We start from the raw sequence: 20,022 nt of genomic DNA, 5'->3' as shown, positions 1-20,022 counted from the left end.
GCTGCACTCCTACAATCACCACAGGCCCCACACCGCGATCGGCGGCCACCCACCCATCAGCAGATTGACCAACGTCCCTGGGCAGCACAGCTAGCGCACGGTCATGGCGAGCGTCAAGCAGAGGCCTGACGGGGTCTGGCGCGCCCGCTACCGGGGCCCGGACGGTCGGGAGTACTCGAAGCACGCGAAGCTGAAGCGGGATGCTCAGGCATGGCTAGATGACGCCACGGCGGCGATGAAGGCCGGAACGTGGGTTGACCCGTCGACGTCGAAGATGACGGTTGGGGAGTGGCTCACGAAGTGGGAGGCCGGCTATGCGGTAAACAAGCCGGGGACGGTGAAGTCCGCGTCCGTGCATGTGAAGCTCATCCGGGCGAAGTTCGGGACCCGGCAGCTGCGGACGATCCGTGCGTCGGACGTGAAGGAGTGGATGGCGGAGCTGTCGCAGAAGTACGCCCGCTCATACGTGTACTCGATCCACAGGCGCCTGCATCAGGTGTTCGAGGACGCAGTCCACGACGGGGTGCTGACCCGCAACCCGGTCTCGAGGCGCACAAGCCCGCCGACGCCAGCACAGCGCCCGTACGTCGCGACGACCGCGCAGGTGTGGGCGCTCTACGATGCACTGCCGAAGGAGTACCGGTCGATCGTGCTGCTCGGCGCTTTCGCAGGCCTACGTGCGGGGGAGATGGCCGCGCTCACCCGTGACGACATCGGCTGGGAACGCCACACCATCACCGTTTCCGCGCAGCACGACAACGCGGACCTGAAGTCGGACGCATCAGCCGGGACGATCCCGGTTCCTGCAGAGCTCACTGAAATGCTCAGGGAAGACGCCGGCGTGCGGATGATCGTCCCCGGAGTGTTCGGTCGCGGTGTCACGGCCTGGCAACTCAACAGAGTCTGGGCCGACACGCGGGGAAGCGTGGACGGCCTACCCGAGGGGTTCCGCATCCACGACCTGCGGCACTACTTCGCGTCACTCCTAATCGCTGCGGGCCTCGACATCAAGGTCGTGCAGACGCGGATGCGCCACGCCTCTCCGGTTGTCACGCTCCGGACGTACGGGCACCTGTGGCCCGACACTGACGACACCTCGCGCGCCGCCGTCGCCGCCGTCTTGGGCGCGCGAGAGTCAGTCCCCGCGGTTCCCTCTGACAGCGGACACAACTAGCGCGACGCTACTCAGAGCCGCGGGCACGAATCCGAACAACGACTCCGCGGAGAACCCAAGAATGATGAGCGTCGTGCCGGCGGCGAGCCCGCCAACGGCGACAAGCTGAGCGCCGATCGTCCCGACGATCACGCCAAAGGACTCGGCTCGAGTTAGCCGAGTAAGTGCCCCTGACCTAGCATTCTGGTTGCCGACGTAGGCATTGATTATGTTCCCCGCGCTTCCAGGGACGAGTTCCTCGTAACCGCGGAGAATGCTCGCTGGGGGCAACGGGCCCTTGAAGCTGGCTACAGCGTTTAGCGGGTTCCCTCGTTCGAGCTCTTCTTCGAGCTCGGCTTCGAGCGCGTCGACTTCGGACCGTTCAACGTCTCCACCATTTGCGACAGACGTGCTCGGTTCCCCGTCAGACCCACGAACGTCCCGTGGGAAAGACCCCTCATAGTTGCTCGTGTCGTCGGTGTCATGGCTCAACCTTAGTTTCCTTGCCTTGGTACCGGCTGATCGTGAGGAGCTGTTCCTCACTTGTGATCATAGTGCGGAAGAGCCCCCGGAGTGCGGACTCTGGGGGCTCTCCCGAAGATTCTGCGGACTAAATGCGGACCAGACGCCCGACTCGGCCCGGAATCATGCGACTTCTCGCTAGACGCCGAAGTACAGCTCGTACTCGAACGGGTGCGGGCGCGCGGCGAGCGGCTTGATCTCGTTCTCGATCTTGTACTCGATCCAGGTCTCGATCAGCTCGGGCGTGAACACACCGCCGGCGAGGAGGAACTCGTGGTCTGCACGCAGCGCCTCGAGCGAGTCGAGCAGCGAGTTCGGCACCTGCGGGATGTTCTTGGCCTCCTCGGGCGGCAGCTCGTAGAGGTCCTTGTCGACCGGCTCGTGCGGCTCGATGCGGTTCTTGATGCCGTCGAGGCCCGCCATCATCTGCGCGGCGAACGCGAGGTAGGGGTTACCCGAGGCGTCGGGCGCGCGGAACTCGATGCGCTTGGCCTTCGGGTTGCTGCCCGTGATCGGGATGCGGATCGCCGCCGAGCGGTTACCGGCCGAGTAGACCAGGTTGACCGGAGCCTCGTAGCCCTTCACGAGACGCTTGTAGGAGTTCAGCGTCGGGTTGGTGAAGGCGAGGACAGCCGGGGCGTGCGCCAGCAGGCCGCCGATGTACCAGCGGGCGAGGTCGGACAGCCCGCCGTAGCCCTTCTCGTCGTAGAAGAGGGGCTTGCCCTCGAGCCACAGCGACTGGTGGGTGTGCATACCCGAGCCGTTGTCACCGAAGAGCGGCTTCGGCATGAAGGTCGCGACCTTGCCCCACTGCTCGGCGACGTTCTTGACGATGTACTTGAACTTCAGGATGTCGTCGGCCGCGTGCACCATCGTGTCGAAGCGGTAGTTGATCTCCTGCTGACCACCGGTGCCCACCTCGTGGTGCGCACGCTCGAGGATCAGGCCCGCGTCGATGAGGTGCAGGCTGATGTCGTCGCGGAGATCGGCCGTCTTGTCGACGGGGGAGACGGGGAAGTAGCCGCCCTTGTAGGCCGTCTTGTTGGCGAGGTTGCCGCCTTCTTCGGCGCGACCCGTGTTCCAGGCGCCCTCTTCGGAATCGACGCTGTAGAAGGAGGCGTTCTGCTTCACTTCATAGCGGACGTCGTCGAAGATGTAGAACTCCGCCTCCGGGGCGAAGAACGCGGTGTCGGCGATGCCCGTCGACGCGAGGTACTTCTCGGCCTTCTTGGCGACCTGACGCGGGTCCTTGCTGTAGATCTCGCCGTTGCGCGGGTTGTAGATGTCGAAGAGCATGATCAGCGTCTTCGCTTCGCGGAACGGATCGATGTAGGCCGTCGAGACGTCGGGGATGAGCTGCATGTCCGACTCGTGGATGTTCGCGAAACCGCGGATCGACGAGCCGTCGAACAGCTGGCCGACCGTGAAGAACTCCTCGTCGACGGTCGAGGCCGGGATGTTGAAGTGCTGCTGCACACCAGGCAGATCCGTGAACCGGATGTCGAGGAACTTGACGTCCTCGTCCTTGATGAACTTCAGAACCTCGGATGAATCTTTGAACATGGAGTCTCCAAGATCGGGTGTGGAACACGCCTGAACGGGATCAGGCCCGCCTCGACGCTATCGATGACCGGTTGCCCGGCAGTATCCCCCGTGTTTCGGGGATGTTACAGCGACGCGGATAAGCTGACCCGGTGACGGCAGGTACTTCCGACAATACGGGACATCACGACAGCACCTATCCCGGAGAGCGGCTCGGGATGCCCCCTTGGGGCCCGGGCAGCATCGCACGACTCGGTCGACGCATCGGCGCTCTCGCCGTCGATCTGGCAACAGCGACACTGATCGCCTACGCATTCTTCCCGGTCCTGGACGAGGTCACGGGGTTTCGGTACGCCAATCCGGTCGCGTCGAACCTGATCTTCCTCGCTGTGCAGGTGCTGTTCATCCCGACGCTCGGGGGAAGCCCGGGACATCGGCTGTTCGGCATGCGGATCGTCCGTGTCGACGGCGGCTGGAGCGGCCTCTGGCGTCCGATGGTGCGCACGCTGCTGCTCGCCGTGATCATCCCCGCCGTGATCTGGGATGGCGATCACCGCGGCCTTCACGACAAGATCGCCGGAACGGTCCTCGTTCGCGGTTGAGGCTCAGCGTGGGCGCGGCGCGCGGGCTCGCATCGGATCGATGCCCTTCGGGATCGGCAGCGAGGTGACGGACTGCGAGACCGAGTCCACGCGCTTGACGACAGCCGCCATCGTCGTACGATCGACCTTCTTGGGGAACGACTTGATGGTCGCCGAGAGCTTCGAGATGGGCACGTCACCCTCGCCGTGGCCGATGTACAGCACATTGATCGGCACGCCCGAGGCCACGCGCTGGACCTTCATCTTCTCGTCATTGACGAGTCGAGTGAGCCGCCCGCGCGCACCCTCGCCCACGATCACGACGCCACCGCGGCCGATCACGCGGTAGACCGCGTCCTGCGTCTTCGGGTTGACCCCGACGGGCATCTCCGAGGCCACCCAGCTGCGGCCGAGCGAGGTCGACAGCACGTGACCGGCGGCTCCCGGCATCCCGTCGAGCTTGATGTACATCGCGCGGGTGGACAGACGTGTGAGCACGATCATGGCGCCCAAGAGACCGAACAGCAGGCCGGTGACACCCCACAGGATGACGCTCCAGATGGCCGCAGGCGGGATGAGGAACCCGATGAGGACGCCGATGCCGATTCCGACGACCACGACAGCCGCCAGCACCCACGGCAGCCACGAGAATTCGGCCTTCGTGAAGGTGTAGAGCGAGCGGATCTGGGAGAAGAAGCCAGGGCCCTTGTCGGGTGCGGAACTGCGGGATACCATGGCACACAGCCTACCGTCGCGGCGACACGGCGCACGCGCACGCGGTGCGACGAGAACTCCTCCCCAGCGTGGCGAACCCTTGGCGACTGCACAGTTGACCCGCGCGGCGGCCGGCCCGGTCCACGAGCGGCGACACTCACGATATGAGCATCGATTCCGGTCTGCTCGCCCCGCCGCCGCTGCTGAGGACGCTGGGCGCCGCCGACGCCCCGTTTCCCGGCGACCTGCGCGCGGGCACGCCTCCGAGGGTGTGGGTGCCCCTGCAGGATCTGCCGAGCGAGATCTGGCGGGTACGGGCCGGCGAGCATGTGCTCGCCCCCGTCGACCTGGCGCGCACTCCGGACGGTCACGCTGCCCTGCTCCCGCACTGCCCGCACCGACTCATCACTCTCGTCGCCGGGCGTGTGTGGGAGGCGGGAGCGCTCGTCACCGCCGCCGTCAGTGTGCTGCGTGGCGCCGCCGAGGCAGAGCGCTGCGGCTTCACCGTCGGCTCCTGGTGGGTGGATGCCGACGGGTGTCCACTCCTGGCTGCGACCGGACCGGCCTGGCGGGACGATTCCGTCGCACTGCTGAAGGAGCTCGCCGAGGCTGCCGCGCCGGGTCTGCGGCAGACGGTGCTCGACGCCGCGGCACTGATCAGCGAGGGTCGCATCACGCCGGGGCGGCGCGAGCGTGCGGAAGATGAGCTGTTCGCCGCCGCTGAACCGGCTCCTCTGCCGACCGCCGACGCGAACAGGGGGGTCGCGGCCATCCCGGCGCCGCGTCGGGCAGTACACCGCGGTTGGACCGGCGACGACCTCGCCTCGGATGCGTCGAGCTGGGTCGCGCCGCTCGTCGAGCGCGACCTTGCCGCTCGTGCGCTGAACGTCCTGGGCGATGTTCGCTCCGCGCTGAGGCGCACGATGAGCGCAACGCGCAGGCACGGGCTGACGGCGGTACGAGACCGGGCCGGACGCCGCGCCCTGTCGGCGACGACGACACGGGCGCACAAGGATCGTGCGCCACGCCGCCGCCGGCGATCCCCGCTGCTCGTGGCCGCTGCCGCGGCCGCGATCATCATCGCCGTGGGTCTCGCGTGGCCGGTAGACGAGAGCGCTTCATCCGCGACGCCCGCGGCATCCACACCGTCGCTGGACAGCGGGGCCGTGTCCACCCCGGCAGCGACCCCCGACTCCCGCGCGTCGGATGCCGCAGCGCCTGCGCCGTCGCAGAGCGCCGACGAAGGCGACATCGCGCGCCGCCTGCTTGCCGATCTCGCGTCATGCGCCCGGGAGCAGGCCGCCGACTGCTCCGACATTCTGGAGGATCCGAGCGCCGGCGTTCCTGACAGCGTCGTCGTCGAGGACGCTGAACTGCGCGAGGTCACCCTCCTCGACGAGTACGGCGGCGTGGCCGCCTACCGTGTCTCCGGCGGAGAGCAGCCCAGCCAGGTGCTCGTTCTCGTGCAGGTCGACGGAAAATGGCTGATCCGCGACGTGTACGACGTCGCGGATCAGCCATGACATGCGAGCCCGTTGGCCGGGCGCGCGCTCAGATTCCCAGGTTGGCCTCGAAGTCCGCCGTCTCCAGGCGGGTCTTGACCGCACCCAGGAAGCGGGCCGCGTCGGCGCCGTCGACGATGCGGTGATCGTACGACAGTGCCAGATAGACGTAGGAGCGCACGGCGATCGCCTCGACGCCGTCGACCTTGACCACACCGGGCTCCTTGACGACCGCGCCGGTGCCGAGGATCGCGGACTGCGGAAGGAAGACGACCGGGGTGTCGAAGAGGGCGCCGCGGGAGCCGGTGTTGGTCACGGTGAACGTGCCACCGGCGAGCTCGTCGGGCTTCAGCTTGTTGTCGCGCGTGCGAGCGGCGAGGTCGGCGATCTCGGACGAGATCCCCGCCAGCGTCTTGGCGCCCGCGTCACGGAGAACGGGGGTCAGCAGGCCGCGCTCGGTGTCGACCGCGATCGAGATGTTCTCGGTGGCGGGGTAGACGATGTCGGTGCCGTCCACCGTGGCGTTGATCACCGGGAACGCCTGCAGCGCCTCTGCGGCAGCGAGGACGAAGAACGGCAGGAACGACAGCTTGCCGCCCGTCTTCGCGACGAAGTCCTTCTGGACCGCCGTGCGGTAGGACGCGACCTTCGTGACGTCCACCTTCACGACCGTGGTGAGCTGGGCCGTCTGCTGCATCGAGGCAACCGCGCGCTCGGCGAGCACCTTGCGAAGACGGGACATCGGCTGGGTCGTGCCGCGCAACGGCGAAACCTCGAGCGGGGCCGCCGCCGCCGGAGCGGGCGTGACAGCCGCGGCCGCAGGAGCGGCCTGGGCAGCCTCGGCCGCCTTGAGCACGTCTTCCTTGCGGATGCGACCACCGACACCGGTCCCGGTGACGGACGCCAGGTCCACACCCTGCTGCTGCGCGAGTCGGCGCACGAGGGGAGTGACGTAGGTCGCCGCGTCGTCCGCAGGCGCGGCAGCGGGAGCAGGAGCAGCGGCCGGTGCAGGCGCCGCAGCGGGTGCAGGCGCCGCAGCGGGAGCAGGAGCGGCCGGCGCTTCGGCAGCCGGAGCGGCCGGCGCTTCGGCAGCAGGAGCAGGCGCAGCTGCCGCCGGAGCAGCGGCTGCAGGAGCACCCGAACCGATGCGCGCGAGCACAGCGCCGACGGCGACCGTCTCATCCTCGGCGACGAGGATCTCCTGCATCGTGCCGGCGATCGGAGAGGGGATCTCGGTGTCGACCTTGTCGGTCGAGATCTCGAGGAGCGGCTCGTCGACGGCGACCTCTTCGCCGACCTGCTTGAGCCAACGCGTCACCGTTCCTTCGGTGACGCTCTCACCCAGCTCGGGAAGAACGACGTCTTTCGCATCGCCGGACGGCGCAGCGTTGGCCTCAGGAGCCGCGGGAGCCTGTTCGGGGGCGGGAGCCGCTTCGGCCGGAGCCTGCTCAGCGGCGGGCTGCTCCGCGGCGGGCGCATCGTCGGACGGTGCGGCAGCCGAGCCGTCTCCGATCTTCGCGAGAACGGCGCCGACCTCGACGGTCTCGTCCTCAGCGACCAGGATCTCCTCGATCACACCGCTGACGGGAGAAGGGATTTCGGTGTCGACCTTGTCGGTCGAGATCTCGAGCAGCCCTTCGTCGGCCTGGATCGTGTCACCGACCTTCTTGAGCCAACGGGTGACCGTTCCCTCGGTGACGCTCTCTCCGAGCGCGGGGAGGACCACGGATGTGCTCATGACTGTGTCTCCTTCAGAAGTTCGATGTCCGACAACTAGCTTAGTGACCCTCACGGGGCCGAAGCGGTGACGTGTCGGACGGGGGAGGAATGGCGGGGGTTTTCAGAGGGCGTGCAGAGGCTTGCCCGCGAGGGCGAGGAACGCCTCGCCGAGCGCCTCGCTCTGCGTCGGGTGCGCGTGCACGTACGGCGCGATGTCTTCCGGGTGCGCTTCCCAGGCGACGGCCAGCTGGCCCTCGCTGATGAGTTCGCCGACGCGATCGCCGACCAGATGGACGCCGATCACGGGCCCGTCGACCAGGCGGACGATCTTGACGATGCCGCCCGTGCCGATGATCTCGCTACGGCCGTTGCCGGCCAGGTTGTACTCAGAGACGGCGACCGCGTCACCGTGGGCGGCACGCGCGGCTGCCTCGGTGATGCCGACGGAGGCCACCTCGGGGTGCGAGTACGTGACCCGCGGGATGGTGTGCTCCGCGACCATGACGGGGCCGAGGCCCGCGATCTGCTCAGCCACGAAGATCCCCTGCTGAAAGCCACGGTGGGCCAGTTGCAAGCCGGGGACGATGTCGCCCGCCGCCCAGACGTGCGGGACCGATGTCCGCAGGCGCTCGTCCACGCTCACGAAGCCGCGCTCCAGAGCCACCCCCGCCTCATCGAATCCCATCCCGGCCGTCGACGGACCGCGTCCGACGGCCACGAGGAGGTAGTCCGCGCTCAGCTCGCTGCCGTCGGCCAGGACGATCGTGACCCCGGCATCCGTCTGCGAGACGGAGGCGAAGCGGGAACCGAGTCGAGAGACGATGCCGCGCTTGCGGAAGGCGCGCTCCAGGGCTTTGCTCGAGGAGATGTCCTCCGCGGGCAGGAGGTGGTCGAGCGCCTCGACGATCGTGACCTCCGCACCCATCGATCGCCACGCGCTCGCGAACTCGACGCCGATGACCCCGCCGCCGAGGACGATGACCGACGCGGGCACCTCTGCGAGCGCGAGGGCCTCTTCGCTGGAGAGGACCCGGCCGCCGATCTCGATGCCGGGGAGGGTGCGCGTGTGCGAGCCGGTGGCGAGAAGGACGTCGGTACCGCGATAGGTGTCCTCGCCGACCGCGACGGCGGGGCCGTCGTCGTCGACGACCAACCGTCCCTCTCCGGTGACCACCGTGATCCCGCGCGCCTTGATGAGGCCGGTGAGCCCCGCGAACTTCTTGGCGACGATGCCCTCGCGGAATGCGGTGACCCCCGCCACGTCGATGCCCTCGAACGTCGCCGCCACGCCGACGCTCGACGCGTCACGGACGGCATCAGCGATCTCTGCCGCATGCAGGATCGCCTTGGTCGGGATACAGCCGCGATGAAGGCACGTGCCGCCGAGCTTGTCCTTCTCGACGAGGGTGACCGAGCGACCGAGCTCGGCCGCGCGGATCGCCGCTGCGTATCCGGCCGATCCGCCGCCCAGGACGACGAGATCGGAGTGGTGTGCGGTCATCGTGCGTCTCCTTCGACGAATGCGAGCAGGGATCGAACGGTGGCCGCGGTGGGGCCCTTGTCCGTGGCACCGGTCGCGGATTTGGTGCTCCCGCTGCCGGCGATGTCGAGGTGCACCCAGGGGATGCGAGGCGCGTCCGCGTCGTCGGAGACACGCCCGACGAACCGCTGGAGGAAGAGTCCGGCGAACAGCGAACCGCCCGTCGGGTCGCCGATCTTCGCGTTGACGAGGTCGGCGATGGGGGAGTCCAGCTCCTCTTCCATATGCGCCGGCAGCGGGAGCGGCCAGGCCAGCTCGTCCGCGGACTCCGCCGCATCCAGGTACTCGGCAACCGCTTCCTCCGAGCCCATGACGCCGGTGTGGCGAGAGCCCAGCGCCACCGAGATGGCTCCGGTGAGAGTGGCGACGTCGACGATCACGTCCGGGTGCGTGCGACTGGCCGCGACGAGACCGTCGGCAAGGACGAGCCGTCCCTCGGCGTCGGTGTTCAGCACCTCGACAGTGGTGCCGCCCAGAATCCGCAGCACGTCTCCGGGACGCGTTGCTCGTCCCGACGGCATGTTGTCGGCGAGACAGAGCCATCCCGACACGCGCACCGGCAGACGCAGCTGCGCGGCCGCACGGACCACGGCCAGCACCGTCGCCGCGCCGGCCATGTCGTACTTCATGCCCACCATTCCCGCGGGCGGCTTGAGCGAGAGCCCACCGGTGTCGAAGGTGATGCCCTTGCCGACGATCGCGACATGGCGCTCGGCATCCGCAGGGGCGTAGTCGAGTCGCACGAGACGGGGCGGTCGGTCCGAGCCCTGCCCCACGCCGAGGATGCCCCCGTAGCCGTCGGCGGCGAGCTGCTTCTCATCGAGGACGACGACGTCCACGGGAAGCTCCGCCAGCGCCTCCCGAGCGGCATCCGCGACGTCCTGCGGCCCCAGCCACTCGGCCGGGGTGTGGACGAGATCCTTGACGAGCGCGGCGGCGTCGCCGACGGCCTGCGCTCGCGCCAGCGCCGAGGCGGCGGGGGGCCGCTCACCGCGAATGACCACGTGTGACGCGCGAGCAGCAGCGGCAACCGACTTGTATCCATCGAAGCGATACGCGCCGAGCACGGCGCCCTCCGCCACGGCTCGCCACCCGTCGTCATCGACTGCCGGGGCTTCGACGGCCACGGTGTCGAAGCCGGTCGTCGTTCTCAGAGCGGCGCCGACCGCTTCACGCAGCGCCGCGGTGTCGGGCGCGGGCCCGGTGCCGACGACGATCAGGGGCAGCGACGTCGCCTCCGGCGCGTAGGCGCGCACCGTTGCGCCGAGCGCGCCCGAGAAGCCCACGGCGTTCAAAGCCGAGGCCAGCCCCGGCCACTGGTCGAGAGCACCCGCATCGTGATCGAGGGGAGGGAGGGCGAGCACGAGGGCATCGGCCTTCGCCTCACGCAGCGGATCGGTCGTGTACGACAGCTCGGGAAACGCCATGACCTCCATCCTAGGTTTGCGTCGTCCGGGGTCGGCGACGCCCGAGGGCGGCGAGCCGCACCCCGCGTGTTCGCTGTCAGCGGCACGCGGACCTGCGCCCGGGGAAGGCTCGTACAGTGGACTCATGCCCTTGAGCGGTCCCCTGTACGAGCGTGTGGCGTCGTCCCCGCCGGTCCCTGCCGACGTTCCGCTGGTGATCGTGCTGACCGGGTTCACGGATGCCGGGGGCGCCGTCTCGCAGATGGTGGAGATGTTCCGCGACGACCTCGAGCCGGCGCCGATCGTGACCTTCTCTGCCGACGTGCTGTTGGATTACCGCGCGCGCCGCCCGACGATCACCTTCGACGCCGACCATCTCGCCGACTACCGCCCGCCGCGCCTGGAGCTCTCGCTCGCGCATGACGCGCTCGGTCAGCCCTTCGTTCTGCTGGCGGGGTACGAGCCGGACTTCGCCTGGGAAGCATTCACCGAGACGGTCGTGGGCTTGGCCGAAGGATTGCAGGTGTCGTCGGTGACGTGGGTGCACGCCATTCCCATGCCTGTGCCGCACACGCGCCCGATCGGCACGACGGTGAGCGGGACGCGCGCCGACCTGACACAGGCGCACTCGGTGTGGCAGCCTCACACGCAGGTGCCGGCGACGGTCGGTCATCTCCTGGAGCACCGCTTCGCGCAGAGCGGAGCGTCCGTCGCGGGATTCGTCCTTCTGGTGCCCCATTACCTCGCCGACACTGACTACCCGGCCGCCGCACTGGCGGGATTGGACAGCCTCTCGGTGGCCAGTGGTCTCGTCTTCAACGTTGACGATGTGCGCGAGGAGAACCGGGAATACGTCGCGAAGGTGGACGACCAGGTGGAGGGCAACGCCGAGCTGACCTCGATGCTGCACGCTCTCGAAGAGCGGTATGACTCGTACATGGCCGGATCGAACCTCGGTCAGCCGATCATCCACCCCGGTGATCTGCCCAGCGCAGACGAGCTCGCCGCGGAACTGGAGCGCTTCCTCGCCGACCGTCGCACCGACGACCACCGCCGGGACGACGACCGCCGAGGCGACGACTGGCGCGGCGACGACCGCCGCGGTCGACGCTGAGCGGAATGCGCAGCGTCCCCGCGATGTTATGGATGCTGTGGGGATCCTGACGGACTGTTGCGCACGGTCTGTCCGATGATGTATGCGACAATGGAAACCTGACCCGTTGTCGAACCGGGGTCGGCTCGTGACGAGGCGACTGCGGACTTGACAAGGGTCTTACTCCTGTCCGAAAACCCGGCGCGTGCGTCGGTGAAAGGCAAGACGTGACCTCAGGCACGAAGACCACCCGCTCCCGCAAGGTCGAGGAGGAGGAAGCCACGGAGTCCGCCACGGAACAGGCGACGACCACGACCGCCGCCAAGAAGGCGACGTCGAAGGCTCCGGCCAAGGCGAAGGCGGCGCCCAAGAAGGCGTCGAAGAAGACCGCGGACGACGACGAGGAGATCGACGACGACGTCGAGCTCGATGACACCGACATCGAGGATGCCGCGGACGACGAGTCGGGCGATGATGCTGCCGAGGCGTCGACCGGAGCCGCCGGCAAGAAGGGCGAGGACGACGACGAGGACGAGGACGGCACGAGGAAGCCTGCCTTCTCCGAGCCGCTCCCCACGGGCGCCATTGTCATTTCCTCGAGCGACGAGGACGATGTTCCCGTCTACTCGACGCAGATCACCGGCGCGACGGCCGACCCGGTCAAGGACTACCTGAAGCAGATCGGTAAGGTCCCGCTGCTGAACGCGGCCGAAGAGGTCGAGCTCGCGATGCGGATCGAGGCGGGTCTGTTCGCCGAAGAGAAGCTCTCGCACATGTCGGCGTCGGAGAAGTCGAGCCAGCTCGGGCTGGACCTCCAGTGGGTCGCTCGCGACGGCCAGCGCGCCAAGAGCCACCTGCTCGGCGCCAACCTGCGCCTGGTCGTCTCCCTCGCCAAGCGCTACACCGGCCGCGGCATGCAGTTCCTGGATCTGATCCAGGAGGGCAACCTGGGCCTCATCCGCGCGGTCGAGAAGTTCGACTACACCAAGGGCTTCAAGTTCTCGACGTATGCCACCTGGTGGATCCGTCAGGCGATCACGCGCGCCATGGCCGACCAGGCCCGCACGATCCGTATCCCTGTTCACATGGTCGAGGTCATCAACAAACTCGCCCGCGTGCAGCGCCAGATGCTTCAGGACCTGGGTCGCGAACCCACGCCCGAAGAGCTCAGCCGCGAACTCGACATGACCCCCGAAAAGGTCATCGAGGTGCAGAAGTACGGGCGCGAGCCGATCTCGCTGCACACCCCCCTGGGTGAGGATGGCGACAGCGAGTTCGGTGACCTCATCGAGGACACCGAGGCGGTCGTCCCGGCGGATGCCGTCGGCTTCACCATGCTGCAGCGACAGCTCGAGTCGCTCCTGGACTCACTGAGCGAGCGCGAGGCGGGTGTGATCCGCATGCGCTTCGGCCTCGGTGATGGACAGCCCAAGACGCTCGACCAGATCGGCGATACCTTCGGCGTCACGCGCGAGCGCATTCGTCAGATCGAGTCGAAGACCATGGCGAAGCTCCGACACCCCTCGCGATCGCAGTCGCTGCGGGACTACCTCGAATGAGCGGGGAGCTTCCCAACGACGGCAAGGCGCTCACCGTCACCATCGAGGGGACGACGTTCGCACGGATTCCGATCCGCACGCGCGTAGTCATGCCCGGTGACGATCTCGACGAGGTGGTCACCGAGTACGCCGCCGACCAGGTGACGGACGGCGACCTGCTGTTCATCACGGAGAAGATCGTCGCGATCACGCAGGGCCGTTCCTACACGCTCGACGAGATCCGCCCACGCCGCCTGGCGCACTTCCTGTCGAAGTACGTGACGAAGACCTCCTACGGCATCGGGCTCGGCATGCCCGAGACGATGGAGATGGCCCTCCGGGAGTGCGGCACCCCGCGGATCCTCTTCGCTGCGGCGATCAGCGCAGTGACGAAGGCGTTCGGACGCCGCGGCGACTTCTACCGCATCGCCGGCGACAAGGCGCGCGCGATCGACGGTCCGACCAACGGCACCATCCCGCCGTACGACCGCGCCGTCGTTCTGGGCCCGACGCGCCCGGCTGAGGTTGCCGCGCGCGTTCGGACGCTGCTCGGCGGCAACGTGCAGGTCGCCGTCGTCGACATCAACGACATCGGTGGGAACATTCTCGGCTCGACGCTCGACAAGGCGGGGGAGCGTCAGCTCGTCCGCATCCTTGCGGACAACCCGCTGGGCCAGGGCCGTGAGTCCACCCCCCTCGGGATCATCCGGGCAGCGTGACACCGCGCTGAAAAGTGCGAAACGCCGGCGACCTCCGTGAGAGGCGCCGGCGTTTCGCGTCGGTGATCAGAAACCCATTGCAGCGCGGTAGCGGGGAAGATGCCCGTGGCGGATCCCCGTCGCGGAGGGCTTGTTCTCGAACACGCCCGCACCCCAGTTGCCCTCGACCAGGACCGGGCCGGTCGGAGTGACGACGACGTCCCAGCCGACGTAGCGCACCTCGGGGATCACCAGCGCCACGTCGGTGATGAGCGCACGCACCTCGTCCATCATCGGCAGCCGGTAGTCGGCGATGCGGAAGCCGGTGTCCGGGTGGGTCTCGAAGAGCTCGCCCGACGTCGAGTAGCCCATCCCCATGGCGCGCCCGTCTTCGTGGAGGGCGGTGTAGAACCCGCCGAACGACGCCTGGTCGCTGACCTGACCGCGCCCGAACTTCTGCGCCATGTTGATGATCTCGACCGTTCCGTCATCCTTGACGAAGGTCGTGACGCGGGTCGTGTTGGCCGTGCCGGGAGCGATGGCTTCGAGGTCCGGATGCTGAACGATGCGCTCTTCGATCAGGACCTCGCCCTTCGCCAGCAGCTCAGCGTGGAACGCCTCCCAATCGGCGACGGCGCTCGCGTCGTAGCGGCGCACCCCGAGTCCGGACTTGCTGACGGGGACCTTGGCGATGAACACGGGATGCCGCTCGGCGAAGGCCGCGAGCTGGTCAGCATTGCCGGCGACGAGCTCGAGCCACTCACGGCCCAGGAAACGATCGAAATCGCGATTGAAGTCCACCTTGTTGTGGAAGCGATGCACCTGGGCCGGATCGTCGTAGCGGTTCGAGAGCTCCAGTGCCAGGGGACTGGTGACCCACGTGGCCCGCTCGGCGCGCGTCAGGATGGCGAAATCGAACTCCATGTAGTCGTTGAATCCGACGCGATGGCGCGCCGCCGACCAGAGCATGTCGACGAACACCAGCGGATAGCTCTTCCCGTGCACACGCGCAGTGAAACGCGCCCTCTCACGCACCGATGCGAGATCGAGCCCGCGGGCACGCTCGAAGAGCACTTCGAAACGGTGCAGGAGAGGAAGGCCTCGAGGCGCCATGACAGAGTCCTTCCGGGGACGGACGGAAAAGGGGAACTCCGCCAGTCTACGTGTGAGGGCTCAGCGCGCGTCGGCCAGACGAGCCGTCTCGTCGTGCCACGACGTCGCGATTGCGCGCAGCTTCTCTTCGTACTTGCGTCCGTGGTGCGCGCAGAACAGCAGTTCGCTGCCGTTGACTTCGGCCGCGATGTAGGCCTGGGCTCCGCACGAGTCGCAACGATCCGTCGCGGTCAGTCGGTACTCGAGGACGTCAGGCTCAGCGGTGGTCGACATGCTCATTTCGGTTCCTCCTCGGTACATGAGTTGCGGTGCGGTGTCATGACATACAACCACGCCGCGAGCTCAGCAATGCCGCGATCCGGTCACATTTCGCTGTGCGCGTACCCCGCCCCCGTCGCCATCGCCCGCGGTAGGAGGTGCTTCTGTGTGTCGCGGCGGGGGTGTCCGTGGGGCTGGATACGCTTGAGGATTGTGACCGCCGAGTATTCCGCCCACCACCTCCAGGTGCTTGAGGGCCTGGAGGCTGTCCGCAAGCGTCCCGGCATGTATATCGGCTCGACCGACTCCCGCGGGCTCATGCACTGCGTGTGGGAGATCATCGACAACTCGGTCGACGAAGCCCTCGCCGGCTACGGCTCGCGAATCGACATCGTCCTGCACTCCGACGGCAGCGTCGAGGTCCGCGACCGCGCACGCGGCATCCCTGTCGACATCGAGCCGCGAACCGGGCTCAGCGGTGTGGAGGTCGTGTTCACCAAGCTGCACGCCGGCGGCAAGTTCGGCGGCGGCTCCTACGCGGCATCCGGCGGTCTGCACGGTGTGGGCGCCTCCGTCGTCAACGCATTGTCCGAGCGTCTGGATGTCGAAGTCGACCGGGGCGGCAAGACCTATGCGATGTCGTTCCGTCGGGGAGAGCCCGGCCTGTTCGCAGGCCCCGGTCCGGAGTCGCCGTTCACCCCGTTCGAGAAGGCCTCGCAGTTGCGCGTCATCGGCACGGCACCCAAGGGCGTCACCGGAACGCGCATCCGCTACTGGGCCGACCGTCAGATCTTCACGAAGGACGCGACGTTCCACGCCGAGGAGCTGGAGCAGCGGGCGCGTCAGACAGCCTTCCTCATCCCCGGCCTCGAGATCGCGATCGTCGATCAGCGCGGCGAGGAGACGATCGAGACGACGCACCGCTACGACGGCGGCATCTCCGAGTTCGCCGATTTCCTCGCGCCGGATGCCGCGATCACCGATACCTGGCGACTGACCGGGGCCGGGACGTTCACCGAGACCGTTCCCGTGCTGCAGGCCGGCGGGGCGATGGTGCCGACCGAGGTCGAACGCGAGTGCGAGGTCGACATCGCGTTGCGTTGGGGGACGGGGTACGAGACCGTCAGCCGCTCGTTCGTGAACATCATCTCCACGCCGAAGGGCGGAACCCATCAGACCGGCTTCGAGCAGGGGCTGATGAAGGTCGTCCGCGGCCAGGTCGAGCAGAATGCTCGACGCCTCAAGGTCGGCGCGGGGGAGAAGCTCGAGAAGGACGACATCACCGCCGGTCTGACGGCCGTTCTCACTGTGCGACTGCCCGAACCCCAGTTCGAGGGCCAGACGAAGGAGATCCTGGGCACGCCCGCTGTTCGCGCCATCGTCGCGAATGTGGTCGCCAAGGAGCTCGCCGAGCGATTCTCGTCGAGCAAGCGCGACGACAAGGCGCAGACCGCGCTGCTGCTCGACAAGGTCGTGTCCGAGATGAAGGCGCGAATCTCGGCCCGCACGCACAAAGAGACCCAGCGTCGCAAGAACGCCCTCGAGTCGTCGTCATTGCCCGCGAAGCTCGCCGACTGTCGGACCTCGGACGTCGAGCAGTCGGAGTTGTTCATCGTCGAGGGCGACTCGGCCCTCGGCACGGCGAAGCTCGCGCGCAACAGTGAGTATCAGGCACTGCTGCCCATTCGCGGCAAGATCCTCAACGTCCAGAAGGCCTCGATCAGCGACATGCTCTCCAACGCGGAATGCGCGGCGATCATTCAGACGATCGGGGCGGGGTCCGGTCGGAGCTTCGACCTCGATGCGGCGCGCTACGGCAAGATCATCCTGATGAGCGACGCCGACGTCGACGGCGCGCATATCCGCACGCTCCTGCTGACGCTGTTCTTCCGCTACATGCGCCCCCTCATCGAAGCGGGGCGGGTGTATGCGGCTGTCCCGCCGCTGCACCGCGTCATCGTGGTCAATCCGGGCTCGAAGCCGAACGAGACGATCTACACGTACTCGGAGCAGGAGCTGCATACTCTCCTCGCGAAGGTGCAGAAGTCGGGACGGCGCTGGCAGGAGCCGGTGCAGCGCTACAAGGGACTCGGCGAGATGGATGCCGATCAGCTCGCCGAGACCACGATGGACCGTGCGGGGCGACTGCTGCGGCGCGTACGCGTTCAGGATGCCGAGGCGGTCTCGGGAGTGTTCGAACTGCTCATGGGCAGCGATGTGGCACCGCGACGCGACTTCATCGTCACCTCCAGCGACCGACTCGACCGTGAGGCCATCGACGCCTGACCGCCGGCCTCATCCGGGCCCGCTCTCGCAGAGCCGAAAAAGACGCGGGGCCCGAGACCGATCTGGGGGGATTCGGTCTCGGGCCATCGCCGCGGCTACGGGGGACATCCGGATGACGTCGAGCCCCGAACGGTCTCTTCGTCCCCGAAATCACGGACGTCTCGCGCCGTGCCCTGTGAAGAACCGACTGGGGATCAGTTCTTCGGCTAGCAAAAGGTTAGGCGCGCATAGGCGCCGCCAACGTGAACCATCGGCGGATTCGACTGCGACTTTCGTCTACTTTGACGCTGTGCGCAGAAATGTCGTGCTGATCAGCCCGAGAGCGGAAGTGAGGCGCTGACGACCCAGCCCTGGGACTTTCGTTCCGATTCGAAAGTGCCACCGAAAAGTCGGAAGCGCTCACGAAGACGCATGATGCCGTAACCCGACGCGGGCAGACCCGCCGTGCGTGCAGGCGGCGAGTCGTCGGTAAAGGTGAGGTGCACCCAACCACGCTCGACCCGAAGGACGATGGAGACGGTGCGGGCGCCGGTGGCGTGCTTGAGCACGTTCGTCGCACTCTCGCGGATCACGCGGGTGAGAGCGACCAGGGATGCACTCGGCAGCCGCAGGTCAGAGGGGACATCCGCGGTCACCGCAATACCCGCCTGTCCGAGTTCTTTCGTGACGGCAGCGATGGTGCCCGTGATCCCGTCCGGCGAAGACACACGTTCGGGGGAGAGGTTCTCTTCACCGCGAACCATCCCGAGCACGCGACGGATGTCGGTGAGCGCCTGAACCGCCGCTTCGCGGATCGCCGTCTGCGACTGCGACCGCGTCTGCATGTCTTCGGTGCGGTCCAAGACCGCGGCGTGCAGAGCGACGATGGTGATCTCGTGCGCGACGATGTCGTGCAGCTCGTCGGCGATGAGGTCTCGTTCGTGTTTGAGCTGCTCCGCGACCTCTCGCTCGCTCACTTCGAGTTGCAATGCCAAAGTTCGCGCCCTTTCGTACTGCTGCCGAATAGCCAGCCCGATCATCAAACTGACGAGGCTGAGGAACGCGATGATGACCGCGCCGAGCGGTTGAAACCCTGAGCCGGGTCTACTCACAATCGCCACGAGCCAAGCGATCCACGCCAACAAGTACGTGGTCGTCAACAAGGGGCTGCACGTGAAGGCAACCAAACCGAGGATGACTGCTGCTGTCAGCAGACTGTCAGCCACCCCAGTCACACTCGCAGCTGCCGCCGCAAGGATGAGAACTGATGTTCCGATCGGCGGACGCCAAACAAAGAGTGCAACCGACAGTGTGATTGTCGTGGTCACTACCGCCGATACGACGCTGGTGCTTCCACCGTTTGTCGCACGGAAGAGGGAGTCAAGAATAAGGGTCACCGCGACCAGGATGATCAGGATCCGCTTCGCCAAAGGGCTCAGGGCAAGATAGTCCAAGAAGGGCGTTCGCGCATAGCGCGCGATGTCCGAGCGGAAGGAGGTCACAACGCGATTATCTCGCGAGAAACTCTCACTTCCAGATGCCGATGAGCTGTCCGAGCCAGTACCACATGTGTTTCACCTCCTGCAATCTCTCGAATCGATTCTTCAAACAGAGGTCATCGCGCACGACCGACGTATGGCTACATCAATAGCGACTTTCGTCGACATCGATCTAAAGAGTGCACATCGCGCGGTTCGTAAGATGGTGCTGTGACCCAACCGATTCGCGTGATCATCGTCGACGACGAGTCGCTGGTGCGCGCTGCACTGCGCGTCTTCCTGGACTCTTCGGACGGGTTCGATCTCGTCGGCGAGGCCGACAACGGCATCGACGCCATCGCGCTGGTACGCAGCACGCACCCAGATGTCGTGCTCATGGACGTGCAGATGCCCAAGATGGATGGCATCGAGGCGACCCAGCGCCTCACGCGGGAGTTTCCCGGGATCAAGATCGTGGCGCTGACCACGTTCTCCTCGGAGCGGGTCATCGTCCCGATGCTCAGTGCCGGCGCCGCGGGCTTCCTGGTGAAGGACACGTCGCCCGACCGCATCCTCGACGCCGCGCGCCTGGCTCACGAGGGCGGCTACGTGCTGTCGCCACGCGTCGCGAAAGAACTCGTCAGCTCGGTGCAGCAGAACGAACCTCCCGCGCCGCGCCAGCTGGGCCGAGAGGAGGAGCTCACCGAACGGGAGCTCGAAGTGGTCACCCTTCTTGCCCAGGGAATGTCGAACGCCGAGATCGCCGCCGCGATGTTCGTGTCAGAGGCGACCGTCAAGTCACACCTCGGTCGCATCACGGCGAAGTGGGGTGTGCGCGATCGCATCCAAGTGCTGATCCGTGCAACCCAGTACGGTCTCGTGTCCCTGGGCTGACGCGCT

The 20,022-nt window shown here is 67.1% G+C and carries 17 protein-coding genes; 8 read left to right on the top strand and 9 right to left on the bottom strand.

Features of this window, described 5'->3' with window-relative positions; translation table 11 throughout:
- The first annotated feature begins 103 nt into the window (after positions 1-103).
- Positions 104-1,174 carry a site-specific integrase gene (locus DEU37_RS09575; RefSeq protein WP_121190481.1) on the top strand — a complete coding sequence of 357 codons (1,071 nt, stop codon included), beginning with the start codon at positions 104-106 and terminating at the stop codon, positions 1,172-1,174.
- Here DEU37_RS09575 and DEU37_RS14750 read toward each other — a convergent pair.
- Positions 1,136-1,645 (bottom strand): hypothetical protein, encoded by a 510-nt coding sequence (locus DEU37_RS14750; RefSeq protein WP_147424868.1) that lies wholly within the window; start codon positions 1,643-1,645, stop codon positions 1,136-1,138. The genes DEU37_RS09575 and DEU37_RS14750 overlap by 39 nt on opposite strands.
- A gap of 168 nt (positions 1,646-1,813) precedes the next feature.
- On the bottom strand, positions 1,814-3,238 hold the full coding sequence (glnA, locus tag DEU37_RS09570; RefSeq protein ID WP_121190480.1) for a type I glutamate--ammonia ligase: 1,425 nt from the start codon (positions 3,236-3,238) through the stop codon (positions 1,814-1,816).
- Positions 3,239-3,369: 131 nt separating this feature from the next.
- On the opposite strand from glnA, the gene DEU37_RS09565 reads away from it, so the two are divergent.
- Positions 3,370-3,819 (top strand): RDD family protein, encoded by a 450-nt coding sequence (locus DEU37_RS09565; protein WP_121190479.1) that lies wholly within the window; start codon positions 3,370-3,372, stop codon positions 3,817-3,819.
- Positions 3,820-3,822: 3 nt separating this feature from the next.
- On the opposite strand, the gene DEU37_RS09560 is transcribed toward DEU37_RS09565, so the two are convergent.
- Positions 3,823-4,533 (bottom strand): DUF4191 domain-containing protein, encoded by a 711-nt coding sequence (locus DEU37_RS09560; RefSeq protein ID WP_121190478.1) that lies wholly within the window; start codon positions 4,531-4,533, stop codon positions 3,823-3,825.
- A 143-nt stretch (positions 4,534-4,676) separates the two neighbouring features.
- Here DEU37_RS09560 and DEU37_RS09555 point away from each other — a divergent pair, with 143 nt between their 5' ends.
- Entirely contained in the window at positions 4,677-6,035 is a 1,359-nt protein-coding gene (locus DEU37_RS09555; RefSeq protein ID WP_121190477.1) for a hypothetical protein, read from the top strand.
- Between the two features lie 28 nt (positions 6,036-6,063).
- Here DEU37_RS09555 and sucB read toward each other — a convergent pair whose 3' ends face one another.
- From sucB to DEU37_RS09540, 3 genes are all read right to left on the bottom strand, one after another.
- Positions 6,064-7,752 (bottom strand): 2-oxoglutarate dehydrogenase, E2 component, dihydrolipoamide succinyltransferase, encoded by a 1,689-nt coding sequence (gene sucB / locus DEU37_RS09550; protein WP_121190476.1) that lies wholly within the window; start codon positions 7,750-7,752, stop codon positions 6,064-6,066.
- A 102-nt stretch (positions 7,753-7,854) separates the two neighbouring features.
- Entirely contained in the window at positions 7,855-9,234 is a 1,380-nt protein-coding gene (lpdA, locus tag DEU37_RS09545) for a dihydrolipoyl dehydrogenase (protein ID WP_121190475.1), read from the bottom strand.
- The gene (locus DEU37_RS09540) at positions 9,231-10,700 is read right to left on the bottom strand and encodes a leucyl aminopeptidase (protein WP_121190474.1); all 1,470 of its coding nucleotides are present in this window, start codon (positions 10,698-10,700) and stop codon (positions 9,231-9,233) included. Before DEU37_RS09540 ends, lpdA begins: the two co-directional genes overlap by 4 nt.
- Positions 10,701-10,824: 124 nt before the next feature.
- Between DEU37_RS09540 and DEU37_RS09535 the strand changes: the two genes are divergently transcribed.
- The 3 genes from DEU37_RS09535 (at position 10,825) to DEU37_RS09525 (ending at position 14,029) form a co-directional block, all read left to right on the top strand.
- On the top strand, positions 10,825-11,793 hold the full coding sequence (locus tag DEU37_RS09535; RefSeq protein WP_121190473.1) for a proteasome assembly chaperone family protein: 969 nt from the start codon (positions 10,825-10,827) through the stop codon (positions 11,791-11,793).
- 206 nt (positions 11,794-11,999) lie between these two features.
- The gene (locus DEU37_RS09530) at positions 12,000-13,331 is read left to right on the top strand and encodes an RNA polymerase sigma factor (RefSeq protein WP_121190472.1); all 1,332 of its coding nucleotides are present in this window, start codon (positions 12,000-12,002) and stop codon (positions 13,329-13,331) included.
- Positions 13,328-14,029 carry a coenzyme F420-0:L-glutamate ligase gene (locus tag DEU37_RS09525; RefSeq protein WP_121190471.1) on the top strand — a complete coding sequence of 234 codons (702 nt, stop codon included), beginning with the start codon at positions 13,328-13,330 and terminating at the stop codon, positions 14,027-14,029. The genes DEU37_RS09530 and DEU37_RS09525 overlap by 4 nt, the downstream gene beginning before the upstream one ends.
- 66 nt (positions 14,030-14,095) lie before the next feature.
- Here DEU37_RS09525 and DEU37_RS09520 read toward each other — a convergent pair whose 3' ends face one another.
- Both DEU37_RS09520 and DEU37_RS09515 read right to left on the bottom strand, forming a co-directional pair.
- On the bottom strand, positions 14,096-15,121 hold the full coding sequence (locus DEU37_RS09520) for a sugar-transfer associated ATP-grasp domain-containing protein (protein ID WP_121190470.1): 1,026 nt from the start codon (positions 15,119-15,121) through the stop codon (positions 14,096-14,098).
- A gap of 60 nt (positions 15,122-15,181) precedes the next feature.
- Positions 15,182-15,400 carry a hypothetical protein gene (locus DEU37_RS09515; RefSeq protein WP_005049478.1) on the bottom strand — a complete coding sequence of 73 codons (219 nt, stop codon included), beginning with the start codon at positions 15,398-15,400 and terminating at the stop codon, positions 15,182-15,184.
- 192 nt (positions 15,401-15,592) lie between these two features.
- On the opposite strand from DEU37_RS09515, the gene DEU37_RS09510 reads away from it, so the two are divergent.
- Complete coding sequence (locus tag DEU37_RS09510) at positions 15,593-17,665, top strand: type IIA DNA topoisomerase subunit B (RefSeq protein ID WP_396652197.1); 2,073 nt, start codon at positions 15,593-15,595, stop codon at positions 17,663-17,665.
- Positions 17,666-17,976: 311 nt separating this feature from the next.
- Here DEU37_RS09510 and DEU37_RS09505 read toward each other — a convergent pair whose 3' ends face one another.
- The gene (locus DEU37_RS09505; protein WP_121190469.1) at positions 17,977-19,146 is read right to left on the bottom strand and encodes a sensor histidine kinase; all 1,170 of its coding nucleotides are present in this window, start codon (positions 19,144-19,146) and stop codon (positions 17,977-17,979) included.
- Between the two features lie 207 nt (positions 19,147-19,353).
- Here DEU37_RS09505 and DEU37_RS09500 point away from each other — a divergent pair, with 207 nt between their 5' ends.
- Positions 19,354-20,016, top strand: a complete 663-nt coding sequence (locus DEU37_RS09500; RefSeq protein ID WP_005049481.1) for a response regulator transcription factor — start codon at positions 19,354-19,356, stop codon at positions 20,014-20,016.
- Positions 20,017-20,022 lie beyond the last annotated feature (6 nt).

The organism is Microbacterium sp. AG790 (assembly GCF_003634765.1).
Lineage (GTDB): Bacteria > Actinomycetota > Actinomycetes > Actinomycetales > Microbacteriaceae > Microbacterium.
Note: the sequence above shows the minus strand (reverse complement) of the source record. Positions and strands in the feature narration are given on the sequence as shown.

Bases quoted from the DNA above. Each gene is read 5' to 3' on its own strand.
- DEU37_RS09520 (WP_121190470.1), bottom strand. From the start codon at position 15,121: ATGGCGCCTCGAGGCCTTCCTCTCCTGCACCGTTTCGAAGTGCTCTTC.
- DEU37_RS09540 (WP_121190474.1), bottom strand. From the start codon at position 10,700: ATGGCGTTTCCCGAGCTGTCGTACACGACCGATCCGCTGCGTGAGGCG.
- DEU37_RS09515 (WP_005049478.1), bottom strand. From the start codon at position 15,400: ATGAGCATGTCGACCACCGCTGAGCCTGACGTCCTCGAGTACCGACTG.
- DEU37_RS09525 (WP_121190471.1), top strand. From the start codon at position 13,328: ATGAGCGGGGAGCTTCCCAACGACGGCAAGGCGCTCACCGTCACCATC.
- DEU37_RS09535 (WP_121190473.1), top strand. From the start codon at position 10,825: ATGCCCTTGAGCGGTCCCCTGTACGAGCGTGTGGCGTCGTCCCCGCCG.
- DEU37_RS09575 (WP_121190481.1), top strand. From the start codon at position 104: ATGGCGAGCGTCAAGCAGAGGCCTGACGGGGTCTGGCGCGCCCGCTAC.
- DEU37_RS09560 (WP_121190478.1), bottom strand. From the start codon at position 4,533: ATGGTATCCCGCAGTTCCGCACCCGACAAGGGCCCTGGCTTCTTCTCC.
- sucB (WP_121190476.1), bottom strand. From the start codon at position 7,752: ATGAGCACATCCGTGGTCCTCCCCGCGCTCGGAGAGAGCGTCACCGAG.
- lpdA (WP_121190475.1), bottom strand. From the start codon at position 9,234: ATGACCGCACACCACTCCGATCTCGTCGTCCTGGGCGGCGGATCGGCC.
- glnA (WP_121190480.1), bottom strand. From the start codon at position 3,238: ATGTTCAAAGATTCATCCGAGGTTCTGAAGTTCATCAAGGACGAGGAC.
- DEU37_RS09555 (WP_121190477.1), top strand. From the start codon at position 4,677: ATGAGCATCGATTCCGGTCTGCTCGCCCCGCCGCCGCTGCTGAGGACG.